Source organism: Streptomyces canus, assembly GCF_041435015.1.
Lineage (GTDB): Bacteria > Actinomycetota > Actinomycetes > Streptomycetales > Streptomycetaceae > Streptomyces > Streptomyces canus_G.
This window is the reverse complement of the sequence record NZ_CP107989.1, coordinates 6,366,512-6,385,594: the sequence shown is the minus strand read 5'-3', so window position 1 is coordinate 6,385,594 and position 19,083 is coordinate 6,366,512. Positions and strand designations below refer to the sequence as shown.

At 69.7% G+C, this 19,083-nt stretch carries 17 protein-coding genes and 1 tRNA gene; 12 read left to right on the top strand and 6 right to left on the bottom strand.

Translation table 11 applies throughout. The features are described from left to right. The first annotated feature begins 12 nt into the window (after nt 1-12). The gene (locus OG841_RS29300) at nt 13-1,548 is read left to right on the top strand and encodes an RICIN domain-containing protein (protein ID WP_371567127.1); all 1,536 of its coding nucleotides are present in this window, start codon (nt 13-15) and stop codon (nt 1,546-1,548) included. Between the two features lie 23 nt (nt 1,549-1,571). Further along, complete coding sequence (locus OG841_RS29295; RefSeq protein ID WP_328638796.1) at nt 1,572-2,465, top strand: DUF4429 domain-containing protein; 894 nt, start codon at nt 1,572-1,574, stop codon at nt 2,463-2,465. Between the two features lie 11 nt (nt 2,466-2,476). On the opposite strand, the gene OG841_RS29290 is transcribed toward OG841_RS29295, so the two are convergent. Next, the gene (locus tag OG841_RS29290; RefSeq protein ID WP_371567125.1) at nt 2,477-4,039 is read right to left on the bottom strand and encodes a purple acid phosphatase family protein; all 1,563 of its coding nucleotides are present in this window, start codon (nt 4,037-4,039) and stop codon (nt 2,477-2,479) included. A 165-nt stretch (nt 4,040-4,204) separates the two neighbouring features. Between OG841_RS29290 and OG841_RS29285 the strand changes: the two genes are divergently transcribed. Both OG841_RS29285 and glmS read left to right on the top strand, forming a co-directional pair. Further along, nucleotides 4,205-4,462: a hypothetical protein gene (locus tag OG841_RS29285; RefSeq protein ID WP_328638798.1), complete on the top strand. Its 258-nt coding sequence runs from the start codon at nt 4,205-4,207 to the stop codon at nt 4,460-4,462. Between the two features lie 12 nt (nt 4,463-4,474). Beyond that, entirely contained in the window at nt 4,475-6,292 is a 1,818-nt protein-coding gene (gene glmS, locus OG841_RS29280) for a glutamine--fructose-6-phosphate transaminase (isomerizing) (protein ID WP_266564340.1), read from the top strand. Between the two features lie 243 nt (nt 6,293-6,535). Here the strand turns inward: glmS and OG841_RS29275 are convergent, their stop codons facing one another. Continuing rightward, nucleotides 6,536-7,063: a universal stress protein gene (locus tag OG841_RS29275; RefSeq protein WP_059191971.1), complete on the bottom strand. Its 528-nt coding sequence runs from the start codon at nt 7,061-7,063 to the stop codon at nt 6,536-6,538. A gap of 337 nt (nt 7,064-7,400) precedes the next feature. On the opposite strand from OG841_RS29275, the gene OG841_RS29270 reads away from it, so the two are divergent. The 4 genes from OG841_RS29270 to OG841_RS29255 all read left to right on the top strand — a co-directional run bounded on the left by OG841_RS29270 (nt 7,401) and on the right by OG841_RS29255 (nt 10,164). Next, nucleotides 7,401-7,706, top strand: coding sequence for a hypothetical protein (locus OG841_RS29270; RefSeq protein ID WP_328638799.1), 306 nt, complete (start codon nt 7,401-7,403; stop codon nt 7,704-7,706). A 377-nt stretch (nt 7,707-8,083) separates the two neighbouring features. Then, nucleotides 8,084-9,307, top strand: a complete 1,224-nt coding sequence (locus OG841_RS29265; protein WP_371567122.1) for a helix-turn-helix domain-containing protein — start codon at nt 8,084-8,086, stop codon at nt 9,305-9,307. Between the two features lie 100 nt (nt 9,308-9,407). Then, a complete protein-coding gene (gene orn, locus OG841_RS29260) occupies nt 9,408-10,010 on the top strand; it encodes an oligoribonuclease (protein WP_057609681.1) in 603 nt (200 codons plus the stop codon). 78 nt (nt 10,011-10,088) lie between these two features. Then, nucleotides 10,089-10,164 (top strand) — tRNA-His (locus tag OG841_RS29255). Nucleotides 10,165-10,213: 49 nt separating this feature from the next. Here OG841_RS29255 and OG841_RS29250 read toward each other — a convergent pair. After that, a complete protein-coding gene (locus tag OG841_RS29250) occupies nt 10,214-11,089 on the bottom strand; it encodes a LysR family transcriptional regulator (protein WP_328638801.1) in 876 nt (291 codons plus the stop codon). Between the two features lie 160 nt (nt 11,090-11,249). Between OG841_RS29250 and OG841_RS29245 the strand changes: the two genes are divergently transcribed. Continuing rightward, the gene (locus OG841_RS29245) at nt 11,250-12,146 is read left to right on the top strand and encodes an SDR family oxidoreductase (protein WP_371567120.1); all 897 of its coding nucleotides are present in this window, start codon (nt 11,250-11,252) and stop codon (nt 12,144-12,146) included. A gap of 9 nt (nt 12,147-12,155) precedes the next feature. On the opposite strand, the gene OG841_RS29240 is transcribed toward OG841_RS29245, so the two are convergent. From OG841_RS29240 to OG841_RS29230, 3 genes are all read right to left on the bottom strand, one after another. Beyond that, on the bottom strand, nt 12,156-12,935 hold the full coding sequence (locus OG841_RS29240; RefSeq protein WP_328638803.1) for a serine/threonine protein kinase: 780 nt from the start codon (nt 12,933-12,935) through the stop codon (nt 12,156-12,158). 44 nt (nt 12,936-12,979) lie between these two features. Continuing rightward, a complete protein-coding gene (locus tag OG841_RS29235) occupies nt 12,980-14,035 on the bottom strand; it encodes a LacI family DNA-binding transcriptional regulator (protein WP_328638804.1) in 1,056 nt (351 codons plus the stop codon). Between the two features lie 124 nt (nt 14,036-14,159). After that, complete coding sequence (locus OG841_RS29230) at nt 14,160-15,449, bottom strand: RNA-guided endonuclease InsQ/TnpB family protein (RefSeq protein ID WP_365114998.1); 1,290 nt, start codon at nt 15,447-15,449, stop codon at nt 14,160-14,162. Nucleotides 15,450-15,804: 355 nt separating this feature from the next. Between OG841_RS29230 and OG841_RS29225 the strand changes: the two genes are divergently transcribed. From OG841_RS29225 to OG841_RS29215, 3 genes are read left to right on the top strand one after another with little or no spacing between them, the layout of a single operon-like run. After that, nucleotides 15,805-17,130: an ABC transporter substrate-binding protein gene (locus OG841_RS29225; protein ID WP_326668115.1), complete on the top strand. Its 1,326-nt coding sequence runs from the start codon at nt 15,805-15,807 to the stop codon at nt 17,128-17,130. Then, entirely contained in the window at nt 17,127-18,158 is a 1,032-nt protein-coding gene (locus OG841_RS29220) for a carbohydrate ABC transporter permease (RefSeq protein WP_326668114.1), read from the top strand. Before OG841_RS29225 ends, OG841_RS29220 begins: the two co-directional genes overlap by 4 nt. Next, the gene (locus OG841_RS29215; protein WP_266383313.1) at nt 18,155-19,060 is read left to right on the top strand and encodes a carbohydrate ABC transporter permease; all 906 of its coding nucleotides are present in this window, start codon (nt 18,155-18,157) and stop codon (nt 19,058-19,060) included. The genes OG841_RS29220 and OG841_RS29215 overlap by 4 nt, the downstream gene beginning before the upstream one ends. Nucleotides 19,061-19,083 lie beyond the last annotated feature (23 nt).

Genomic DNA, 19,083 nt, shown 5'->3' with positions numbered 1-19,083 from the left:
GGGGACGAGACGATGACGTCCGAGCACACGCCGCAGCAGGTCCTGCACGACCCGGCGATTGGGTTACCGGCGGAGGACGTCGCGGCCGTCCACGCCTACGCGGGCGCGTTCTGCGGCAGGCCCGCCACGGCGGCGGAGCTCGCCGGGGAGGTGCTGACGGGACAGCAAGGGCCCGCCGCGCGTCCGGCGCTCCTGGCGGACGTACGGCGCACGGCCTTCGGGTGGCTGCGGGACAGCCGCTCAAGACTGCTTCGCCGCGACTTCCGGGAGTGGGCCCAGCGTGCGGGCGAGACCTTCGGTACGACGGACACGCTGCGGCTCGTGGAGCACGACGCGCCGCTGCTGCGGGCGTTCGGGGAGCTGGCCGACCAGTCACGGGCCGCGCTGTGGCTGTGCCTGGCGGAGGGTGAACCGGCGTTCGCCGCGCGGGTGCTGAACACCTCGCAGGAATTCGCCGAGTCGATGGCGGAGTCGGCCCGCTCCCGTCTCGCCGACACCTTCCTGCGGCTGCGTGCCGAGCACACGGCCGACGCCCGCTGCGTCCACTACGGCGGCATGCTCGGCGCGATCGCCCGCGGCACGCATCGCGAGACCCCCGCGGATCTCGAACAGCACCTGGAGACCTGCGAGTTCTGCGCCCACGACATCACGTTGCTGCGCACGCTCACCTCGGGGGGTACGCAGGAGCTACGGCCCCTGCTCGTCGACCGGCTCCTGGTGTGGGGCGGCCCGGCCTACCGCGCGGTGCGGCCCGCGGCCCCGGACGCCGCCGCGAAGCTCCTCACCTCCGACACGCCGAGCGCCACCGGCGCACCGAACGCACCCTCAGCCCCCCTCGCCCTCGGCGCCCCTCCCCCGGCACCCCCCACCCCGACCGAACCCCGCTCCGCCGACCCCGGCCCCCGCCGACCGGTGCTCGCCATCGCCATCGCCGTCGTGGTGACCGCCGCCGCCACCGCCGTAGCGCTGCATCTGCTGTCCGGGGTCGGGCAGAGCGAGCGGAGCGCCGGTTCCTACGGTCCGCCGCCCGCGGGGCCCCCGCGGTCCCCCGCGGCCTCGCCCTCGGTCTCGGTCTCGCAGGGAGTGGGGACCGTGCTCGCGACCGTCGCGCTGACGAGCGCGGCCGGGCCCGGGACCTGTGTCGGAGCGGCCGCCGGTGAGGCCCTGGACAGCATCCCCGCGCCGGGCGCCTGCGACGGAGGCACGACACAGCAGTGGCGGGTCGTCGACATCGGGGACGGGGCCTTCGCTCTGCAGCATGTGGCGTCGACGTTCTGTCTGGACATCGCGGGCGACCGGGCGGTGGGCGACCCCATGCAACTGCGGCCGTGCGCCTACGCGCAGGGAGACGCGGCCCCCTACCCCGAGGACCAGGCCTTCCTCCTCAAGGCCCACCAGGACAAGACCTTCACCCTGGTCTGCCAGGACAAGCCCGCCATCGCCGTGGGGATCACGAACGGCGAGATCCGCATGCTGCCGGCCGGGACCTCCGGCGCGGCGACCCGCTTCGCCCTCGACGACGACCTGGACAAGGCGCTGGGCAACTGAGCCCCGAATGCCAGAATTTCCCCATGGCGGAAATCCTCCAGAAGGACGGCACATGGGTCTTCGACGGCGACGCTCTGCGGCTGACTCCGGGAAGAGACAAGAACGTCGGGCTGCTGCGCAGAGAACTGGGTGAACTCGTCGTCCCGCTCGGCGCGTTGGCGGGCATCTCCTTCGAACAGGGAAAGAAGACAGGCCGGTTGAGGCTGCGGCTGCGCGACGGCGCCGATCCCCTGCTGCACGCGACCGGCGGCCGGCTGACCGAGCCGCATGACCCCTACCAGCTGACCGTGGAGTCGGACCGCTACGGCGTGGCCGAGTACTTCGTGGACGAGGTCCGGGGCGCGCTGCTCCTGGACCAGGTCCCCACCGACCCCGTGGACGGGTATCTGCTCGCGGGCCCGGCCGTCCCCCTCGCCGTGTCCGCGGGTGACGGCACCGCCGCCTTCGACGGCGAGCACATCCGGCTGGAGTGGAACTGGAAGACGGAGGACGCCAAGGCCTCCGCGGGGCCCCGCACTCTTGCCCTGACCGACGTCGTCGCCGTGGAGTGGCAGCCCGCGGCCGGCCTGGAGAACGGCCACCTGCGCTTCACCGTGCGGCACGCTCCGACGAAGGCCCCGCCGAAGTACGACCCGAACGCGGTGGAGCTGTGGGGCTTCAAGAAGGACCCGCTGATGGCGTTGGTCGCGGCGGCGGTCCAGGCCAGGCTTCCGCACCCGGCCCGGGCCGCCGCCATCGACGTACGCACCACACGGGACGTACGACCGGAAACGCCTTCTTCTCCGGTCGGCTCCGCCGAGGACGGTCACGATGCCCTCCTGCGCCGGCTGCGCGAGCTCGGTGAGCTGCACCGCACGGGTGTCCTGACGGACGAGGAGTTCACGATGGCCAAGCAGGCGATCCTCAAACGGATGTGATCCGAGGCGGGTTACTTGGCCTTGCGCGCCACCGTGAAGTGGTCGATGCGGTCGCCGGTCTCGGCGATGCCCGACACCTTCAGCTTGGCGTAGTGGCCCTTGGAGGCGGGTTCCACGTCCACGCGCAGGAAGGAGTAGTTGAGGTAGCGCACCCGGGACCAGGCGACGGTCTCGTTGACCTTGCCGTCCTTGGTGTTGATGAAGGAGGCGACCGAGTCCTGCTCGTTGAGGTGGCCCTCGTACGAGTCCGGCGCGCTGAACGCGTACAGGCTGCGGCCCGCCGCGCCCGCCGTCACGTAGACGACACCCTCGGTCTCGGAGTAGGCCGTCTCGCCGATCGGGAGCTTCTTGGCGACCTTGTCGCCCTTGATGACGTCGGTGCGCTCGTACTGGTGGTTGTGGCCGTTGATGACCAGGTCCACCGTGTACTTCTCGAACAGCGGCACCCACTCCTGGCGCACGCCCCCCTCCGAGGCGTGCGCGGTGGAGGTGCAGTACGCGCAGTGGTGGAAGAACACAATGATGAAGTCGATGTCCTTCGCGGCCCGGTACTTCTTCAGCTGCCCCTCGAACCACGTGGTCTGGGTGCCGCCGGAGATGCCGAGGTTGGCCGGGATCTCGAAGGAGACGTCGTTCGGGTCCAGCGAGATGATCGCCGTGTTGCCGTAGACGAAGGAGTACACGCCCGGCAGGTGCGCCTTGTCCGGCCCGTTGTCGGGGAGCGTGAAGCGGGCCTCCTCGCCGCCGTAGCCGTTCGGCGAGTACCAGGCCTCCATGTCGTGGTTGCCGTAACTCACCATCCACGGCACGGACTTGGCGACCGACTCCGTCTGGGCGAGGAACTGGTCCCAGGTGCGCGAGTCGAAGCCGGTGTCGGTGGACTTGCCCTGGCCGGCCGGGTCGGCGTAGGCGATGTCGCCGGCGTGCAGATGGAAGGCCGGGTTCTGGCCGAGGAGCAGGCTGTCGTTGGCCAGGCCGTGGTAGCTGACGCCCTGGTCGCCGAAGGCCGTGAAGGTGAACGGCTTCTTGTGGGCGGGCGCGGTGGTGAAGGTGCCCAGGGTACCGGTCAGGTGCGGCTCGGCCGGGTCGAAGCCCTGGTGGCCGACACCGTAGTAGTAGGTCTGGCCGGGGCGCAGCCGGCTCAGCTTGGCGTGCACGTAGTACTGCGTGTGGTCGCCGCTGGCGCCGACGCCGGCCGGGGTGTACAGGGTGCGCACCTCGGCCTCGATCTTGCGGGAGAGGTCCCAGGGGCGGGCGCCGATCCGGATGAACGGCTTCTTGACCGCGACCGGCACCTGCCACGAGACGGTCATCTCGGTGCGCGCGTCGTTGCCGTAGGCGAGGTGACGGCCGAAGGGGGCGACGAGTGCGCCGTCGACGCTCTCGGCACTGGCGAAGGTCCGGGTCGGCGTGGCGGCCTGGGCGACGGCGCCCGGCACGAACGCGCCACCCGCGACGGCGCCCAGCGTGACGGCACCGCCCCTGATCATGTTGCGCCGGGAGAATCTGGCGCGCAGGTACTCGTGCTGCTCGGCCATGCTCATGCGCTCGGCGAGCTGGTCGGGTACGCCCATACGAGGAATGTCCATGACGTCTGAAACTCGTCGCCACGAGCGACGAGGTGTGAGACGCAGGATGGACAGCTTGCGAACAGACGTTCATAAGAACATCAACAGCCACTTGCCCGATACCGGGCAGGATTCTTGCGAAACGGCTCCCGGTACCCCAGGATCTACCGGGTGCACGACGACCTGGTTGATCATCTGACGCGGTCCACGCCCCTGAGCCGGGGCGAGGCGCTGCGGGTGATCCAGGACGTGCTCGCCTACTTCGACGAGACGACCGTGGAGTTCGTCCGTCGCCGCCACCGCGAGCTCCAGGCACAGGGCCTGGTGAACGCGGAGATCTTCGGACGGATCGAGGCGGATCTGACATACCGAGCGGTGGCACCGCCCGAGCTCACGCTCCGGCAGCTACGGCGCATCGTCTACGGCTAGGAATACATACACATGTGCGGAATCGTCGGTTACATCGGGAAGCGTGATGTCGCTCCGCTGCTCCTGGAGGGTCTGCAGCGCCTGGAGTACCGCGGCTACGACTCGGCCGGCATAGTCGTCACCTCGCCGAAGACGGCCGGCCTGAAGATGGTCAAGGCCAAGGGCCGGGTGCGCGACCTGGAGGCGAAGGTCCCGGCCCGCTTCAAGGGCACGACCGGCATCGCCCACACCCGCTGGGCCACCCACGGCGCCCCGTCCGACGTGAACGCCCACCCGCACCTGGACGCCGAGGGCAAGGTCGCCGTCGTCCACAACGGCATCATCGACAACGCCTCCGACCTGCGCCGCAAGCTGGAGGCGGACGGTGTCGAGTTCCTCTCCGAGACCGACACCGAGGTCCTCGTCCACCTCATCGCGCGCTCCCAGGCGGAGAAGCTGGAGGACAAGGTCCGCGACACCCTGCGGGTGATCGAGGGCACCTACGGCATCGCCGTGATGCACGCCGACTTCAGCGACCGCATCGTGGTGGCCCGCAACGGCTCCCCGGTCGTCCTCGGCATCGGCGAGAAGGAGATGTTCGTCGCCTCGGACATCGCCGCACTGGTCGCCCACACGCGGCAGATAGTGACGCTGGACGACGGCGAGATGGCCACCCTCAAGGCCGACGACTTCCGCACCTACACGACGGAGGGCACCCGCACGACGGCCGAGCCCACCACCGTCGAGTGGGAGGCCGCCTCCTACGACATGGGCGGCCACGACACCTACATGCACAAGGAGATCCACGAGCAGGCCGACGCCGTGGACCGCGTCCTGCGCGGCCGCATCGACGACCGCTTCTCCACCGTGCACCTGGGCGGCCTCAACCTGGACGCCCGCGAGGCCCGTCAGATCCGCCGCGTGAAGATCCTCGGCTGCGGCACCTCGTACCACGCGGGCATGATCGGCGCCCAGATGATCGAGGAGCTGGCCCGCATCCCCGCGGACGCGGAGCCCGCCTCGGAGTTCCGTTACCGCAACGCGGTCGTGGACCCGGACACCCTCTACATCGCGGTCTCGCAGTCCGGTGAGACCTACGACGTCCTCGCGGCCGTCCAGGAGCTCAAGCGCAAGGGCGCGCGCGTCCTGGGCGTGGTGAACGTGGTCGGTTCGGCGATCGCCCGGGAGGCGGACGGCGGCATCTACGTGCACGCGGGCCCGGAGGTCTGCGTGGTCTCCACGAAGTGCTTCACCAACACGACCGTGGCCTTCGCCCTGCTCGCCCTCCACCTGGGCCGCACCCGTGACCTCTCGGTCCGCGACGGCAAGCGGATCATCGAGGGCCTGCGCAAGCTCCCCGCGCAGATCACCGAGATGCTGGAGCAGGAGGAGCACATCAGGAAGCTGGCCGAGCAGTACGCCGAGGCCCGCTCGATGCTCTTCATCGGCCGGGTGCGGGGCTATCCGGTGGCCCGCGAGGCCTCCCTGAAGCTCAAGGAGGTCTCCTACATCCACGCCGAGGCCTACCCCGCCTCCGAGCTCAAGCACGGCCCCCTGGCCCTGATCGAGCCGGCCCTCCCGACGGTGGCGATCGTCCCCGACGACGACCTCCTGGAGAAGAACCGCGCGGCCCTGGAGGAGATCAAGGCCCGCAGCGGCAGGATCCTGGCGGTCGCCCACCAGCACCAGGAGAAGGCCGACGAGACGATCGTGGTCCCGAAGAACGAGGACGAACTGGACCCCATCCTGATGGGCATCCCCCTCCAACTCCTCGCCTACCACACGGCCTTGGCGCTGGGCCGGGACATCGACAAGCCCAGGAACCTCGCCAAGTCGGTAACGGTGGAGTAGCCGCCCGCGGACGCCGGACAAAAGGACGGACCCCACGTGATGCCACCCTTCACGGGGGGTCCGTTTCATCGCCGGGAAGCCGCCCAACTCCCGGCCCCGCGCGGCTGACCGGTGGCCGTCACGCCTCGGTCGGCAGCACGCTTCGGTGTGCAGCGGTGCGGTGACCGCTATATGCCCTTCACAAGGGCACAAACACCTCTACGCGCGAGTAGATTTGCCCATCTCACCTGGGAGGAAGGCGAGTTACGGAATGACGACGACGGGCCGCTTCGCCCGCTTGGCGAGCCGCCCCGCGACGGAGCCGAAGATGCGCCCCACGATGCCATGGGTGGAGCCGACGACGATCGCGTCCGCCTCGTACTCCCGCCCGACCTCCTCGAGCTCATGGCAGATGTCTCCGCCGCGCTCGACGAGGATCCAGGGCACCTCGGCCAGGTAGTCGGCACAGGCGAGCTCGAGGCCCAGCACCTCGGTGCGGTGATCCGGCACGTCGACGAAGACCGGTGGCTCACAGCCGGCCCACACGGTGGTGGGCAGCCGGTTGGCGACGTGCACGATGATCAGGCCCGAGCCGGAGCGATGGGCCATGCCGATCGCGTACGCGAGGGCCCGCTCGCTGGATGTGGAGCCGTCGAAGCCGACCACGACGCCATGCTTGAAGGCGGGGTCGCAGGAGTGGCGTGGCTCTTCCGCCGCCTGGGGCTCGGCCGCCGTGGGGTCGGCGACGGGCCGCTTGCGGTCCGCTGGTTCGAAGAATTCGTGACCGGCCATGGCTGTCTCGGCGTTGTGATCCTTGTGTGGGAGGGATGACAGGGTGCGGCGGAGCTGTGTCCGGGAATCATCTTCCCAACCCCATACCCCCAAGGGTACGGCGGCAAGCCTCCTTAGCCCAGCGCCCGCCCTCGGTCCGTGGGGGTTCCAGGGAGCATGCACGAGGGGGCGCCCGTAACGCAATGGTTGCTGCGCTGTACAGGCGGTTTGCACAGGGTTCACGCGGCCGCTCCTGCCCCGGACCCACCGGACGGCCCCTCGATACAGTGACCGACCGGTCGAACGCGCGTTGACCTCCGTGAGCCACCCCGCAGGGAGACGCCACAGGGAGCACGCGATGACCGGACACCGACCGCCCTCCGAGGACTCCAGCACGGACGTGGTCCGCTGGGCGGCCTTCAGCTGCGTCCTCGTCCCGGTGGTTCTCGTCTGCTACGGCACCTCGCTGGCCGGCGCGGCGGGCACGGCCCTCGGTCTCGCCGCCGTCACGGCCGTCTGCCGTATCCTCCTGCGCCAGTCGGAGCGCGGCGCGGCCCAACTGCGGGCGGAGGAACGGGCACCCCATCGTGGCCGTCGTCACAGGAGCGGCACCGGGGCCCATCGAGGCGGCCGTCACACCGGGGGAAATACACCGGTCGGCTGACCGGTTTCCATGCACCGGGACGATTCTTTTCAGCCAACTTCCGCAGTGGGCGTGTCCCTTGGTCCGACCACCCCTCAACCCCCGTTCCACCTGCACGGATAAGGTCTCCGGGGCCCTGCGCACCCTATGTGGATTAGCCACTGCCACAAGGCGCACTTCCCTGCACGGCCCACGAGTGCAACGCTTCGTGATCGAATGCTTTACGCCAAGTTGCCATGTCGACAATGTGCCGGATGACGAACTGGTCTCGCCGACACCACGGGACACAGTAGATTCGATCTTGACGTCTTACGGCGGGGGACTCGTGCAGGACCGAGGGGAAACGTGCAGGAGCGACACAACCGAGGAGCCGCGACCACCGAGGGGGGCTTAGCAGTATGAGCCACGACTCCACTGCCGCGCCGGAAGCCGCGGCCCGGAAGCTTTCCGGGCGACGCCGCAAGGAGATCGTCGCGGTGCTGCTGTTCAGCGGCGGCCCCATCTTCGAGAGTTCCATACCGTTGTCGGTGTTCGGGATTGACCGCCAGGACGCCGGCGTACCGCGCTACCGCCTTTTGGTGTGCGGCGGCGAAGAAGGCCCACTGCGGACCACAGGGGGCCTGGAACTCACCGCACCGCATGGCCTGGAAGCGATCTCACGCGCGGGCACGGTCGTCGTACCGGCCTGGCGCTCGATCACTTCACCGCCGCCGGAGGAAGCGCTCGAGGCTCTGCGCCGGGCGCACGAGGAGGGCGCCCGCATCGTCGGGCTGTGCACCGGCGCGTTCGTTCTGGCCGCGGCGGGCCTGCTGGACGGCCGCCCCGCGACGACACACTGGATGTACGCACCGACGCTGGCCAAGCGCTACCCGTCGGTGCACGTCGATCCACGAGAACTCTTCGTGGACGACGGCGACGTACTGACCTCGGCCGGTACCGCGGCCGGGATCGACCTCTGTCTCCACATCGTGCGGACGGACCACGGCAATGAGGCGGCCGGCGCGCTGGCCCGCCGCCTGGTGGTCCCGCCGCGCCGCTCGGGCGGTCAGGAGCGCTACCTCGACAGGTCTTTACCAGAGGAGATCGGCGCCGACCCGCTGGCCGAGGTCGTCGCCTGGGCGCTGGAGCACCTCCACGAGCAGTTCGACGTGGAGACGCTGGCGGCGCGGGCGTACATGAGCCGTCGTACGTTCGACCGCCGGTTCCGCTCGCTGACGGGTTCGGCCCCGCTGCAGTGGCTGATCACGCAGCGGGTGCTGCAGGCGCAGCGGCTCCTTGAGACGTCCGACTACTCGGTGGACGAGGTCGCGGGCCGCTGTGGCTTCCGCTCGCCGGTGGCGCTGCGCGGGCACTTCCGGCGGCAGCTGGGCTCGTCCCCGGCCGCCTACCGGGCCGCGTACCGGGCCCGCCGTCCGCAGGGCGACAAGCCGGTGGACAGCGACGGCTCGGTGGGTCCGACCGGTCCCGCGCCCAGTCCGGCGGTGCAGCTGCACCCGGACAGCGGCCCGGTTCCGATCCAGACCCGCCGCACCCCGGCGCCCGTGGGCCCGTCCTCCGAGAACGGCCGCGAGCTGTACGTCGGAGGCCGGGCGAGCCTGCCGGGGCAGCGCAGCGGCACATGACGTCCTGACACCGGGCGGGCCTCCGGGCCCGCCCGGTGTCACAGGTGCTCGCGCCGACGCGGGGCACCCCAAAGGCGGACGTCAGCCGTAGGGTGTTCGCATGAACGATCGCATGGTGTGGATCGACTGCGAGATGACCGGCCTCTCGCTGTCCGACGACGCGCTCATCGAGGTTGCCGCCCTCGTCACCGACTCCGAGCTCAACGTGCTCGGCGACGGTGTGGACATCGTCATCCGCCCGCCGGACCAGGCGCTGGAGACGATGCCGGAGGTGGTGCGTCAGATGCACACCGCGTCCGGACTGCTCACGGAGCTGTCCGGCGGCACGACGCTCGCCGACGCCGAGGACCAGGTCCTCTCCTACGTCCGCGAGCACGTCAAGGAACCCGGCAAGGCCCCGCTGTGCGGCAACTCCGTCGGCACCGACCGCGGGTTCCTGCTCCGGGACATGCCCACCCTGGAGGACTACCTCCACTACCGGATCGTGGACGTCAGCTCCGTGAAGGAGCTCGCCCGGCGCTGGTACCCGCGGGCCTACTTCAACAGCCCGGAGAAGAACGGCAACCACCGCGCCCTCGCCGACATCCGCGAATCCATCGCGGAGCTGCGCTACTACCGCGAGGCGATCTTCGTCCCGCAGCCCGGACCCGACTCCGACACCGCGAAGACGATCGCCGCGAAGCACGTTCTGCCCGGGCGGTAAAAGCCGGGCGCGAGCACCCCTTCAGACCCTGTACACTTTTTCTCGGCCGGTCGGGGAAACCCAGGACAGCCGAACATGGTGGGTGTAGCTCAGTTGGTAGAGCACCTGGTTGTGGTCCAGGTGGCCGCGGGTTCAAGTCCCGTCACTCACCCCACTCACCTCAGCCGGTGATCCTGGAGACAGGGTCACCGGCTGAGGTCGTTTCAGGAGTCGGACGCCTTGAGCAAGGCCCGCGCTGCCTTGCGGAAGGCCACGACCAGCCGGCTCCGCTCCTCGGCGCGGGTCGCGAGGACCACATGGGCCGGGTCGACTCCGTGCAGCGGGACCGCGGTGACGTCGGGGCGGAGCGCACCGGCCCGGGGCAACGCCGTGATGGCCAGGGCCTGCCCCGAGGCGACGAGTTCGAACTTGTCCTCCAGGGCGTCGGCCAGGGGACCGTCGGGTGCCGGTCGGCCGTCCGGTCGGGGGTCGATGCGCCAGTACGCGTTCCACACCGGGTCGGCCACCCGGACCAGCGGCTCCTCGGCGATGTCGTCGAGGGTGACGGACTCCTTGCCGGCGAGGCGGTGACCGACCGGGAGCACCACGACCCGGGGCTCGTCGTAGAGGACCGTCACCTGCGCCGCGTCGGTCGGGAAGGGCAGCCGGGTCACCAGTACGTCGACCTTGAGCTCGGGCAGCGCAGTGGTCCGCTCGCCCCAGCCGACGTGCGCGGTCCTGACGTCGGCGTCCGGGAAGCGCTCGCGCAGTGCGCGCACCGCCGGGGTGACGATGATGCCCGCCGTATACCCCACGGTGATCCGGCTCGGCTCGGCGGCCGCCCGGGCAAGGCTCGCCGCCTGGGCCGCCGAGCGCAGCAGCGCCTTCGCCCGGGGCAGGAAGACCGCCCCCGCCTCGGTGAGGCCGCTCCCCTGCGGGGTCCGCTCCAGCAGTCGCGCGCCCAGCTGCTGCTCCAGCCGCCGGATCTGCCGGCTCAGTGACGGCTGGGTGATGTGCAGCGCGTCGGCGGCCCGGCCGAAGTGCCGGTGCTCGGCGACGGCCGTGAAGTACCGGACCAGCCGGAGGTCGAGGTCGGTCATGCCCGAAGCGTACGCCGGGGTTCGCGACCGGTTCCCGCAGACAAGGGCTGCCACCTGCTGTCATGCCTGATGCGTATTGCGCAATGCGGAACAAGCTTTGGACGCGCCCGGCCGCTCCTCCGCACGCTGGGACCCTCACTCGTCACAGCGAAGGATCACCATGCGTGTATTCGTCACCGGTGCGACCGGCTTCGTCGGTTCCGCCGTCACCCGTGAACTCCTCGACGCCGGGCACGAGGTCCTGGGCCTGGCCCGTTCGGACCGGTCCGCGGAGGCACTGAAGTCCGCCGGAGCGGAGGTGCACCGCGGGGACCTGAACGACCTCGACAGTCTGCGCCGGGGTGCCGAGGCGGCCGACGGGGTCGCCCACCTGGCGTTCATCCACGACTTCAGCAACCTGACCACCTCCGGCGAGGCCGACCTGCGGGCGATCGAGGCCATCGGGTCCGTCCTCGAAGGCACCGGCAAGCCCTTCGTGGTCACCTCGGGGCTGCTGACCGCACCGGGGCGCCTCAGCACCGAGGAGGACCCGGCCGACCCGGACTCCCCCGCCAAGCACCGGCATGCCTCGGAGATCGCGACGCTCGCGCTCGCCGAGCGCGGGGTGCGCTCCTCGGTGCTGCGGCTTCCCCCGAGCGTGCACGGCGAGGGTGACGTCGGCTTCGTGCCCATGTTCATCGACTTCGCGCGCGACAAGGGCGTCTCGGCCATGGTGGGCGACGGTTCCAACCACTGGGCGGCCGTGCACCGGCTCGACGCGGCCCGGCTGTTCCGGCTGGCCCTGGAGGCGGCACCGGCGGGCGTACGGCTGCACGCGATCGGGGACGAGGGGGTGCCGTTCCGCGAGATCGCCGAGACCGTCGGGCGGGGGCTGGGCGTGCCGGTCACGAGCGTGGCCCCCGAGGAGGCCACGGACCACTTCGGCTGGCTCGGCCGCTTCGCCTCCATCGGCATGCGGGCGTCCGGCACGCTCACCCGGAAGCTGCTGGACTGGCAGCCGGAGCACCCCGCGCTGATCCCGGACCTGGAGGCGGGCCACTACTTCACGACCGCCTGAGCCACCCTTCTACGACACCGCCCGCCACGCCTCGACCAACTCCCGTACGCCGTCGAACCGTTCGCCCGGCTCCGGACGCGTGGCCCGTTCGACGACCGCGAGCTGTGCGGACGTACCGCGAAAGGCGTCCTCGCCCGGGCCGGCGTCCAGGAGGAGGCGGGCCGTGCGCCCGAGGGAATGCACGGTGGTGCGGCGGTCGATGGTGGCGCCGCGCCGCCGCTCCTCGGGGGCCATGAAGCGGGTGGAGCCCGGGAGGCGGTCCTCGGTCAGGACGAACGGGCCCGGGCGGTACTCGTCCAGGTCGATCAGGTGGAGTTCGTGGGCGCCGAAGTCGTAGAGGAAGGCGCCGTCGTAGAGATCCACGGCGACCTGACCCGCGGCCTCGACGGCGAGGTGGGCGTCCAGGACGCGGTCCAGGGCGTCGTGGACGCGGGCGAGGGGCAGGGCGCGGAAGCGGGCGCGGGCGGTGCGGTCGTAGAGGATCTCGCCGTCGTGCCACGGCATGACGACGGCGCTACGGCGGTCTCCCACGGTGATCCGGTGCAGCTGCGGGACGATCGCCGGGTGCCGGACCGTGCGGTGGAAGGACCAGGCGCGGTCGAGCGAGCGCCGGCCGCGGTCGGTCGTGGCCTCCTTCACGAACCAGCGGGTGCCGTCGGGGAGCCGGACTCCGTGGGAGAGGCAGCCGGAGTCCTGTTCGCGGAAGGAACGGAACACCTGACCCACGGTCCGCAGGTACGGCTCGGTCCCGGGGATCTCGTCAACGTCCAGCAGGGGGTGGGCGGTCATGGCCTTCCAGGGTGATCCTTGCGTTCAACCTCTTGATGCCGAGGTCAGGACGACGCCCGCGCCACCAGTTCCGTGGCCAGGACCACCTGCCTGCGCTCCAGACCCCGGGAAACCGCCGGGCGGCGGTCGGCGATCTCCGTGAGAAGGAGGTCGATCATGTGGCGGCCCATCTCCTCGATGGGCTGGCGGACGCTGGTGAGGGGCGGGTCCATGTGGCGCGCTATGGCCGAGTCGTCGTAGCCGATCAGGGCCACGTCGGAGGGGATGCCGCGGCCCTCCTCGCGCAGGACCTGGCGGGCGCCGGCCGCCATGACGTCCGAGCCGGCGAAGACCGCGTCCAGGTCGGGGCGGCGGGCCAGCAGCTTCGTCATCGCCCGGCGCCCGCCCTCCTCCGTGAAGTCGCCGGGTTCGATCAGCCGCTCGTCCACCTCGTGGCCCGCGTCGCGCAGCGCGTCCCGGTAGCCGTCGACACGGCGCTGGGCGCCGTACACGTCGAGGCGGCCGGTGATGTGCGCGATCGCGCGGCGGCCGCCGGCCAGGAGGTGCTCCACGGCCGAGCGGCCGCCGCCGTAGTTGTCGGAGTCCACGGACGGGAGCGTTTCGGCTGCCGAGCGCGGGCCGCTGATCACCGCCGGGATCTCCAGCTGGGACAGCAGGTCGGGGAGCGGGTCGTCGGCGTGCACCGACACCAGCAGGACGCCGTCGACCCGGTGCGCGGCCAGGTACTGGGCCAGCCGGCGGCGTTCGCGGTCGCTGCCCGCGAAGATCAGCAGGAGCTGCATCTCGGTTTCCGAGATCTCGGCGCCGACGCCCTTGAGCATGTCCGAGAAGTACGGCTCCGCGAAGAACCGCGTCTCCGGCTCGGGCACGACCAGCGCGATCGCGTTCGTACGGTTGGCCGCCAGGGCACGCGCGGCCGTGTTCGGGACGTACCCGAGCTCCGCCACCGCCGCCTCGACGGCCGCACGCGTGGCGTCGCTGACCCGGGGCGAGCCGTTGATCACCCGGGAAACGGTCCCCCGGCCGACGCCGGCGCGCGCGGCGACCTCTTCGAGGGTGGGCCGGCCACCGCTTCGGCTCCGCGCTCCGTGGCTTGCCATGGGCTCCGCCTTCCCACCGTGTCTCTAAGCTGGCCTGGAATTTAACAGTCCCGCGTGTCGGCGTGACGGTCGCGGGGGCTACCTCCACCGTGCCCCGCTCAGCCTGATCGGCCTGGCCCGGCCCTCAAACGCTGACAGCCTCGGTGGGCCGGTAACAGGCTGATAAGTCAGCCGCCCGCCGCTTGCGCGGCAAAGCTTGCGTTGCGGGCACCACTGGCGGTGATGCTTCGCCCGCGTTCAGCCGCCCCCGTCCGGGGCCGGCAGGGGCCACTGACCGGGCCCCGCTTCGCCACAACTCCCACGCACGGGCGCGGATGTTGCGGGAGCTGTTCCGGTCCGCGTGATCAACGAATCCGCAGGACCGGCACGCGAACCACGCCTGGGAGACCCGGTTCGACTTGTCCACGTGGCCGCACTCGGCGAAGGTGCGCGAGGTGTACGCCGGATCGACGTGCACCACCGGCACACCCGCCCGGCGGGCCTTGTACGCGATGAACCTCCCCAACTGGGCGAAGGCCCAAGAGTGGAGCGTGGCCCGTTGGGGCTTACGAAGCCGTACCCGCTCGCGGATGCCCGTCAAGTCCTCCAGGGCAATCCCACGACCGGTGCGTTCCGCCTCGGCCACCACATGTTTCGCGATCTTGTGATTGATGTCCCGAGTCCGCCGCGCCTCCTTCCGGCGTCGACGCTGCGCGCGTCGTTTGGCGGACTTGGTGCCCTTCTTCTGCAGCTTCCTCCGCAGCGCGCCGTCACGGGCCCGTGAGCGGTTGAGCCGACGCCCGGACATGATCTCGCCGTCACTGGTGGTGGCGATGTTCACGATCCCCAGGTCGACTCCGAGGAAGTCCACAGGGCTGTCTTTGAGCGCCGCTTCCGGTACCTCGCACGTGGCCAGCAGGAACCAGGCATTGTCGCGGTGCACCAGGTCCGACTCGCCCCTGCGGTACCGGGACAGTGTGGCGAGTTGCTCAGGACCGCAAACGTAGGCGACGTCCTTGATCCTGCCGCGCGTCGTCCACACGGAGACGGTGCGTGCTTCCGTCTGCCAGGAGAGCATGCGGTCGTCGTAAGGTTGCGCGGATTCCGGACGGAACGCGAGGGGACGCTTCGCATCCCTCCGCTTCCGCTTCGAGTTTCTCTTGCCGGAACTGTGTGTGTTCAGGTTTGCATGCAGAGCTGTGTATGCGTCGGCCGTCTTCTTGATCACGTGCTGGGCGGCCTGCGCGCCCAATCCCCACCGGCTCTTGAGCTCCGCGTAGCAGTGCTTGCGCAGTGTGAAGTTCTTGTACACCGAGCTCTCGAACGCCACCTCGGCCACCCATGAGGCGGCTTCGTTGCAGGCGCGCAGGGTCGTCTCGAGAGCCGCCGCCTGAACAGGCGTCGGCAGGAGTTTGACCTGCACGACCAGCTTCACGACAAGGAAGCTATCGGCGCCACGACCACGTCGCATGAGAACAGATCAGCCTCCCTCGAATGAGTGATCGCCACCGAACAGTCTCCGTCCACCCGCTTCGACGGCGCCACCCTCCGCAGCGGCCAAAGACCCGACCCCAGCGAAGGAAACATCTCAAAGCGATATCGCCCTGCACGCTCCCTTGACACCCTCGCTCCAACCCGCGAACCTTCAACACATCACGAGTGGGAGCGCTCCCACGGTACCTGACACATAAACATCCCGCACGTTCCCCGCCCGAGCCGCAGCAGTCAAGTAACGGGTCCAACAACGCAGTTGGCCGGGGGGTCGGCACGTCAGGCAACAGGAGGACGCAATGCGCACGACTACCCGCCGGTCCCACCGGCTGTTGGCCCTGGCGGCCGTCGCCGCACTGACTACGGGAGTGCTGGCCGGCTGTGCCGGCGACTCGGACGACGGCGACTCGTCGGGCTCGGGTAACAACTCCGGCGGCGGCAAGACCACGCTGACCGTAGGCACCTTCGGAGTCTTCGGCTACAAGCAGGCCGGTCTCTACGACGAGTACACGAAGCTGCACCCGGACATCACCATCAAGGAGAACGTCACCACCCGGACCGACGTCTACTGGCCGAAGGTCCTCACCCGGCTGCAGGCCGGCTCCGGCACCGACGACATCCAGGCCATCGAGGTCGGCAACATCACCGAGGCCGTCCAGACGCAGGGCTCCAAGTTCGTCGACCTCGGCAAGGACGTCGACAAGTCGCAGTGGCTGGACTGGAAGAACGCCCAGGCCACGACGGCGGACGGCAAACTCATCGGGCTCGGCACCGACATCGGCCCGATGGCGATCTGCTACCGCAAGGACCTGTTCGAGAAGGCCGGTCTGGAGACCGACCGCACCAAGCTCGCCGCGCAGTGGAAGGGCGACTGGAACAAGTACGTCGACCTCGGCAAGCAGTACATGAAGAAGGCGCCGAGCGGCACCAAGTTCGTGGACTCGGCCTCCTCCGTCTACAACGCGGTGCTCAACGGTGAGAGCGAGCGCTACTACGACAAGAGCGGCAAGGTCGTCTGGGACAAGTCCAGCGGTGTGAAGAACGCCTGGGACGTCGCGATGTCCGTGGCGACCAGCAACATGTCGGCGAAGCTCAAGCAGTTCGACAAGCCGTGGGACCAGGGCTACGCGAACGCCTCCTTCGCCACCGTGGCCTGCCCCGCCTGGATGATCGGCTACATCCAGGAGAAGTCCGGTGACGCGGGCAAGGGCAAGTGGGACGTGGCGGCCGCTCCGACCGCGGGCAACTGGGGCGGTGCCTTCATCGGCGTGCCGACCGCGGGCAAGCACCAGAAGGAGGCCATCGAGCTGGCGAAGTGGCTGACCGCGCCCGAGCAGCAGGCGAAGGTCTTCGCCAAGCAGGCGAGCTTCCCGTCGGCCCCGGCGGCCTACTCGACCCTGAAGCCGGCCCCCGCCACCACGGAGTTCTTCAGCAACGCGCCGATCACGCAGATCTTCTCCGACGCGGCGAAGACGATCCCGGCACAGATCTTCGGCGTCAAGGACCAGCCGATCAACACCGCGCTGACCGACATCGGCATCCTCCAGGTCGAGCAGAAGGGCAAGTCGCCCGAGCAGGGCTGGGACGCGGCCACGAACGAGATCAAGGACGTGCTCGGCCAGTGACAAGCCCCAAGCAGGCACTCGCGCATCCCGCGTCGAGCGCCGAGGCCGCGCCCGGCTCCCAGCCGGGCGCGGCCCGGGGCGCTCACGGTCGCGGTACGCCGCCGCCCGAGGGCAAGGGCCCCTGGCGCAGCCGGCTGTACCGCTGGGACATGAAGGCGTCTCCGTACGTGTTCATCGCCCCCTTCTTCGTCATCTTCGGGGCGTTCTCCCTGATCCCCCTGCTGTACACGGCCTGGTACTCGCTGCACGACGTGCAGTTGTCCTCGCTGGACACCCAGACCTGGGCGGGCCTGGACAACTACCAGAACCTGCTGTCCTCGGACTTCTTCTGGAACGCCCTCAAGAACACCTTCACCATCGGTGTGATCTCGACGGTGCCGCAGCTGATGGCGGCGATCGGACTTGCGCACCTGCTCAACTACCGGCTGCGCGGCTCGACCGTCTGGCGGGTCGTGATGCTCACCCCGTACGCCACCTCGGTGGCGGCGGCGACCCTCGTCTTCACGCTGCTGTACTCGTGGGACGGCGGCATGATCAACTGGCTCCTCGACTTCGTGGGCATCGACCCCATCAACTGGCGTGAGTCCGACTGGGGTTCGCAGTTCGCGGTGTCGTCGATCGTGATCTGGCGGTGGACCGGCTACAACGCGCTGATCTACCTCGCGGCGATGCAGGCGATCCCGGCCGACCTGTACGAGTCGGCGGCGATCGACGGGGCCAACCGCTGGCAGCAGTTCATCCACGTGACGGTCCCACAGCTTCGGCCGACCATCCTGTTCACGGTGGTGGTCTCCACCATCGGCGCGACCCAGCTCTTCGGTGAGCCCCTGCTGTTCGGTGGGGTCAGCGGCTCCAAGGGCGGCTCCGAGCACCAGTACCAGACGCTCGGCCTGTACATGTACGACCAGGGCTGGATCATCGGCAACCTCGGCAAGGCGTCCGCGATCGCCTGGTCCATGTTCCTGATCCTGTTGATCGTCGCCGCGATCAACCTGCTGGTCACCCGACGTCTGAGGAAGTCCCAATGACCACCAGTGAACTGACGCTGCCTCAGGCAGAGCCTCAGGCGGGGAAGAAGCGGGGCCCCTCCCGTCGGGTGATGGGCGCGGGCAAGCAGCTGCACGCGGGCCCGGTGACCTATCTGGTCCTGGCGGTCTTCGCGCTCGTCTCGCTGGCGCCCCTGGTGTGGACGGCGATCGCGGCCTCGCGCACCGACCACCGACTCGCCGAGACACCGCCGCCGCTGTGGTTCGGCGGGAACCTGTTCAAGAACATGCAGACCGCGTGGGACGAGGCCGGCCTCGGCACCGCGATGCTCAACAGCGTGATCGTCGCGGGCGCCATCACGATCAGCACGGTGCTGTTCTCCACGCTCGCCGGATTCGCCTTCGCCAAGCTGCAGTTCAGGTTCTCGGGCTTTCTGCTGCTGCTGACGATCGGCACGATGATGATCCCGCCGCAGCTGGCTGTCGTACCGCTGTATCTGTGGATGGCCGACCTCGGGTGGTCGAACCAGCTCCAGACAGTCATCCTGCCCACTCTGGTGACGGCCTTCGGCACCTTCTTCATGCGGCAGTACCTGGTGCAGGCGCTACCGAGCGAGCTGATCGAGGCGGCCCGGGTGGACGGGGCGAGCAGCATCCGGGTGGTGTGGCACGTGGTCTTCCCGGCCGCGCGGCCGGCGATGGCCGTGCTCGGGCTGCTGACCTTCGTGTTCGCCTGGAACGACTTCCTGTGGCCGATCATCGCCCTGAACCAGCAGAACCCGACCGTGCAGGTCGCCCTCAACTCGCTGGGCACCGGTTATGTCCCCGACCAGGCCGTGATCATGGCGGGCGCGTTCCTCGGCACACTGCCGCTGCTGATCGCCTTCATCCTGTTCGGCAAGCAGATCGTGGGCGGCATCATGCAGGGCGCGATCAAGGGCTGACACCCCTCATACGGCTTTTCCGC

Coding starts and splice junctions, on each gene's coding strand:
- OG841_RS29300 (WP_371567127.1), top strand. CDS start 13: ATGACGTCCGAGCACACGCCGCAGCAGGTCCTGCACGACCCGGCGATT.
- OG841_RS29295 (WP_328638796.1), top strand. CDS start 1,572: ATGGCGGAAATCCTCCAGAAGGACGGCACATGGGTCTTCGACGGCGAC.
- OG841_RS29290 (WP_371567125.1), bottom strand. CDS start 4,039: ATGGGCGTACCCGACCAGCTCGCCGAGCGCATGAGCATGGCCGAGCAG.
- glmS (WP_266564340.1), top strand. CDS start 4,475: ATGTGCGGAATCGTCGGTTACATCGGGAAGCGTGATGTCGCTCCGCTG.
- OG841_RS29275 (WP_059191971.1), bottom strand. CDS start 7,063: ATGGCCGGTCACGAATTCTTCGAACCAGCGGACCGCAAGCGGCCCGTC.
- OG841_RS29270 (WP_328638799.1), top strand. CDS start 7,401: ATGACCGGACACCGACCGCCCTCCGAGGACTCCAGCACGGACGTGGTC.
- OG841_RS29265 (WP_371567122.1), top strand. CDS start 8,084: ATGAGCCACGACTCCACTGCCGCGCCGGAAGCCGCGGCCCGGAAGCTT.
- orn (WP_057609681.1), top strand. CDS start 9,408: ATGAACGATCGCATGGTGTGGATCGACTGCGAGATGACCGGCCTCTCG.
- OG841_RS29250 (WP_328638801.1), bottom strand. CDS start 11,089: ATGACCGACCTCGACCTCCGGCTGGTCCGGTACTTCACGGCCGTCGCC.
- OG841_RS29245 (WP_371567120.1), top strand. CDS start 11,250: ATGCGTGTATTCGTCACCGGTGCGACCGGCTTCGTCGGTTCCGCCGTC.
- OG841_RS29240 (WP_328638803.1), bottom strand. CDS start 12,935: ATGACCGCCCACCCCCTGCTGGACGTTGACGAGATCCCCGGGACCGAG.
- OG841_RS29235 (WP_328638804.1), bottom strand. CDS start 14,035: ATGGCAAGCCACGGAGCGCGGAGCCGAAGCGGTGGCCGGCCCACCCTC.
- OG841_RS29225 (WP_326668115.1), top strand. CDS start 15,805: ATGCGCACGACTACCCGCCGGTCCCACCGGCTGTTGGCCCTGGCGGCC.
- OG841_RS29215 (WP_266383313.1), top strand. CDS start 18,155: ATGACCACCAGTGAACTGACGCTGCCTCAGGCAGAGCCTCAGGCGGGG.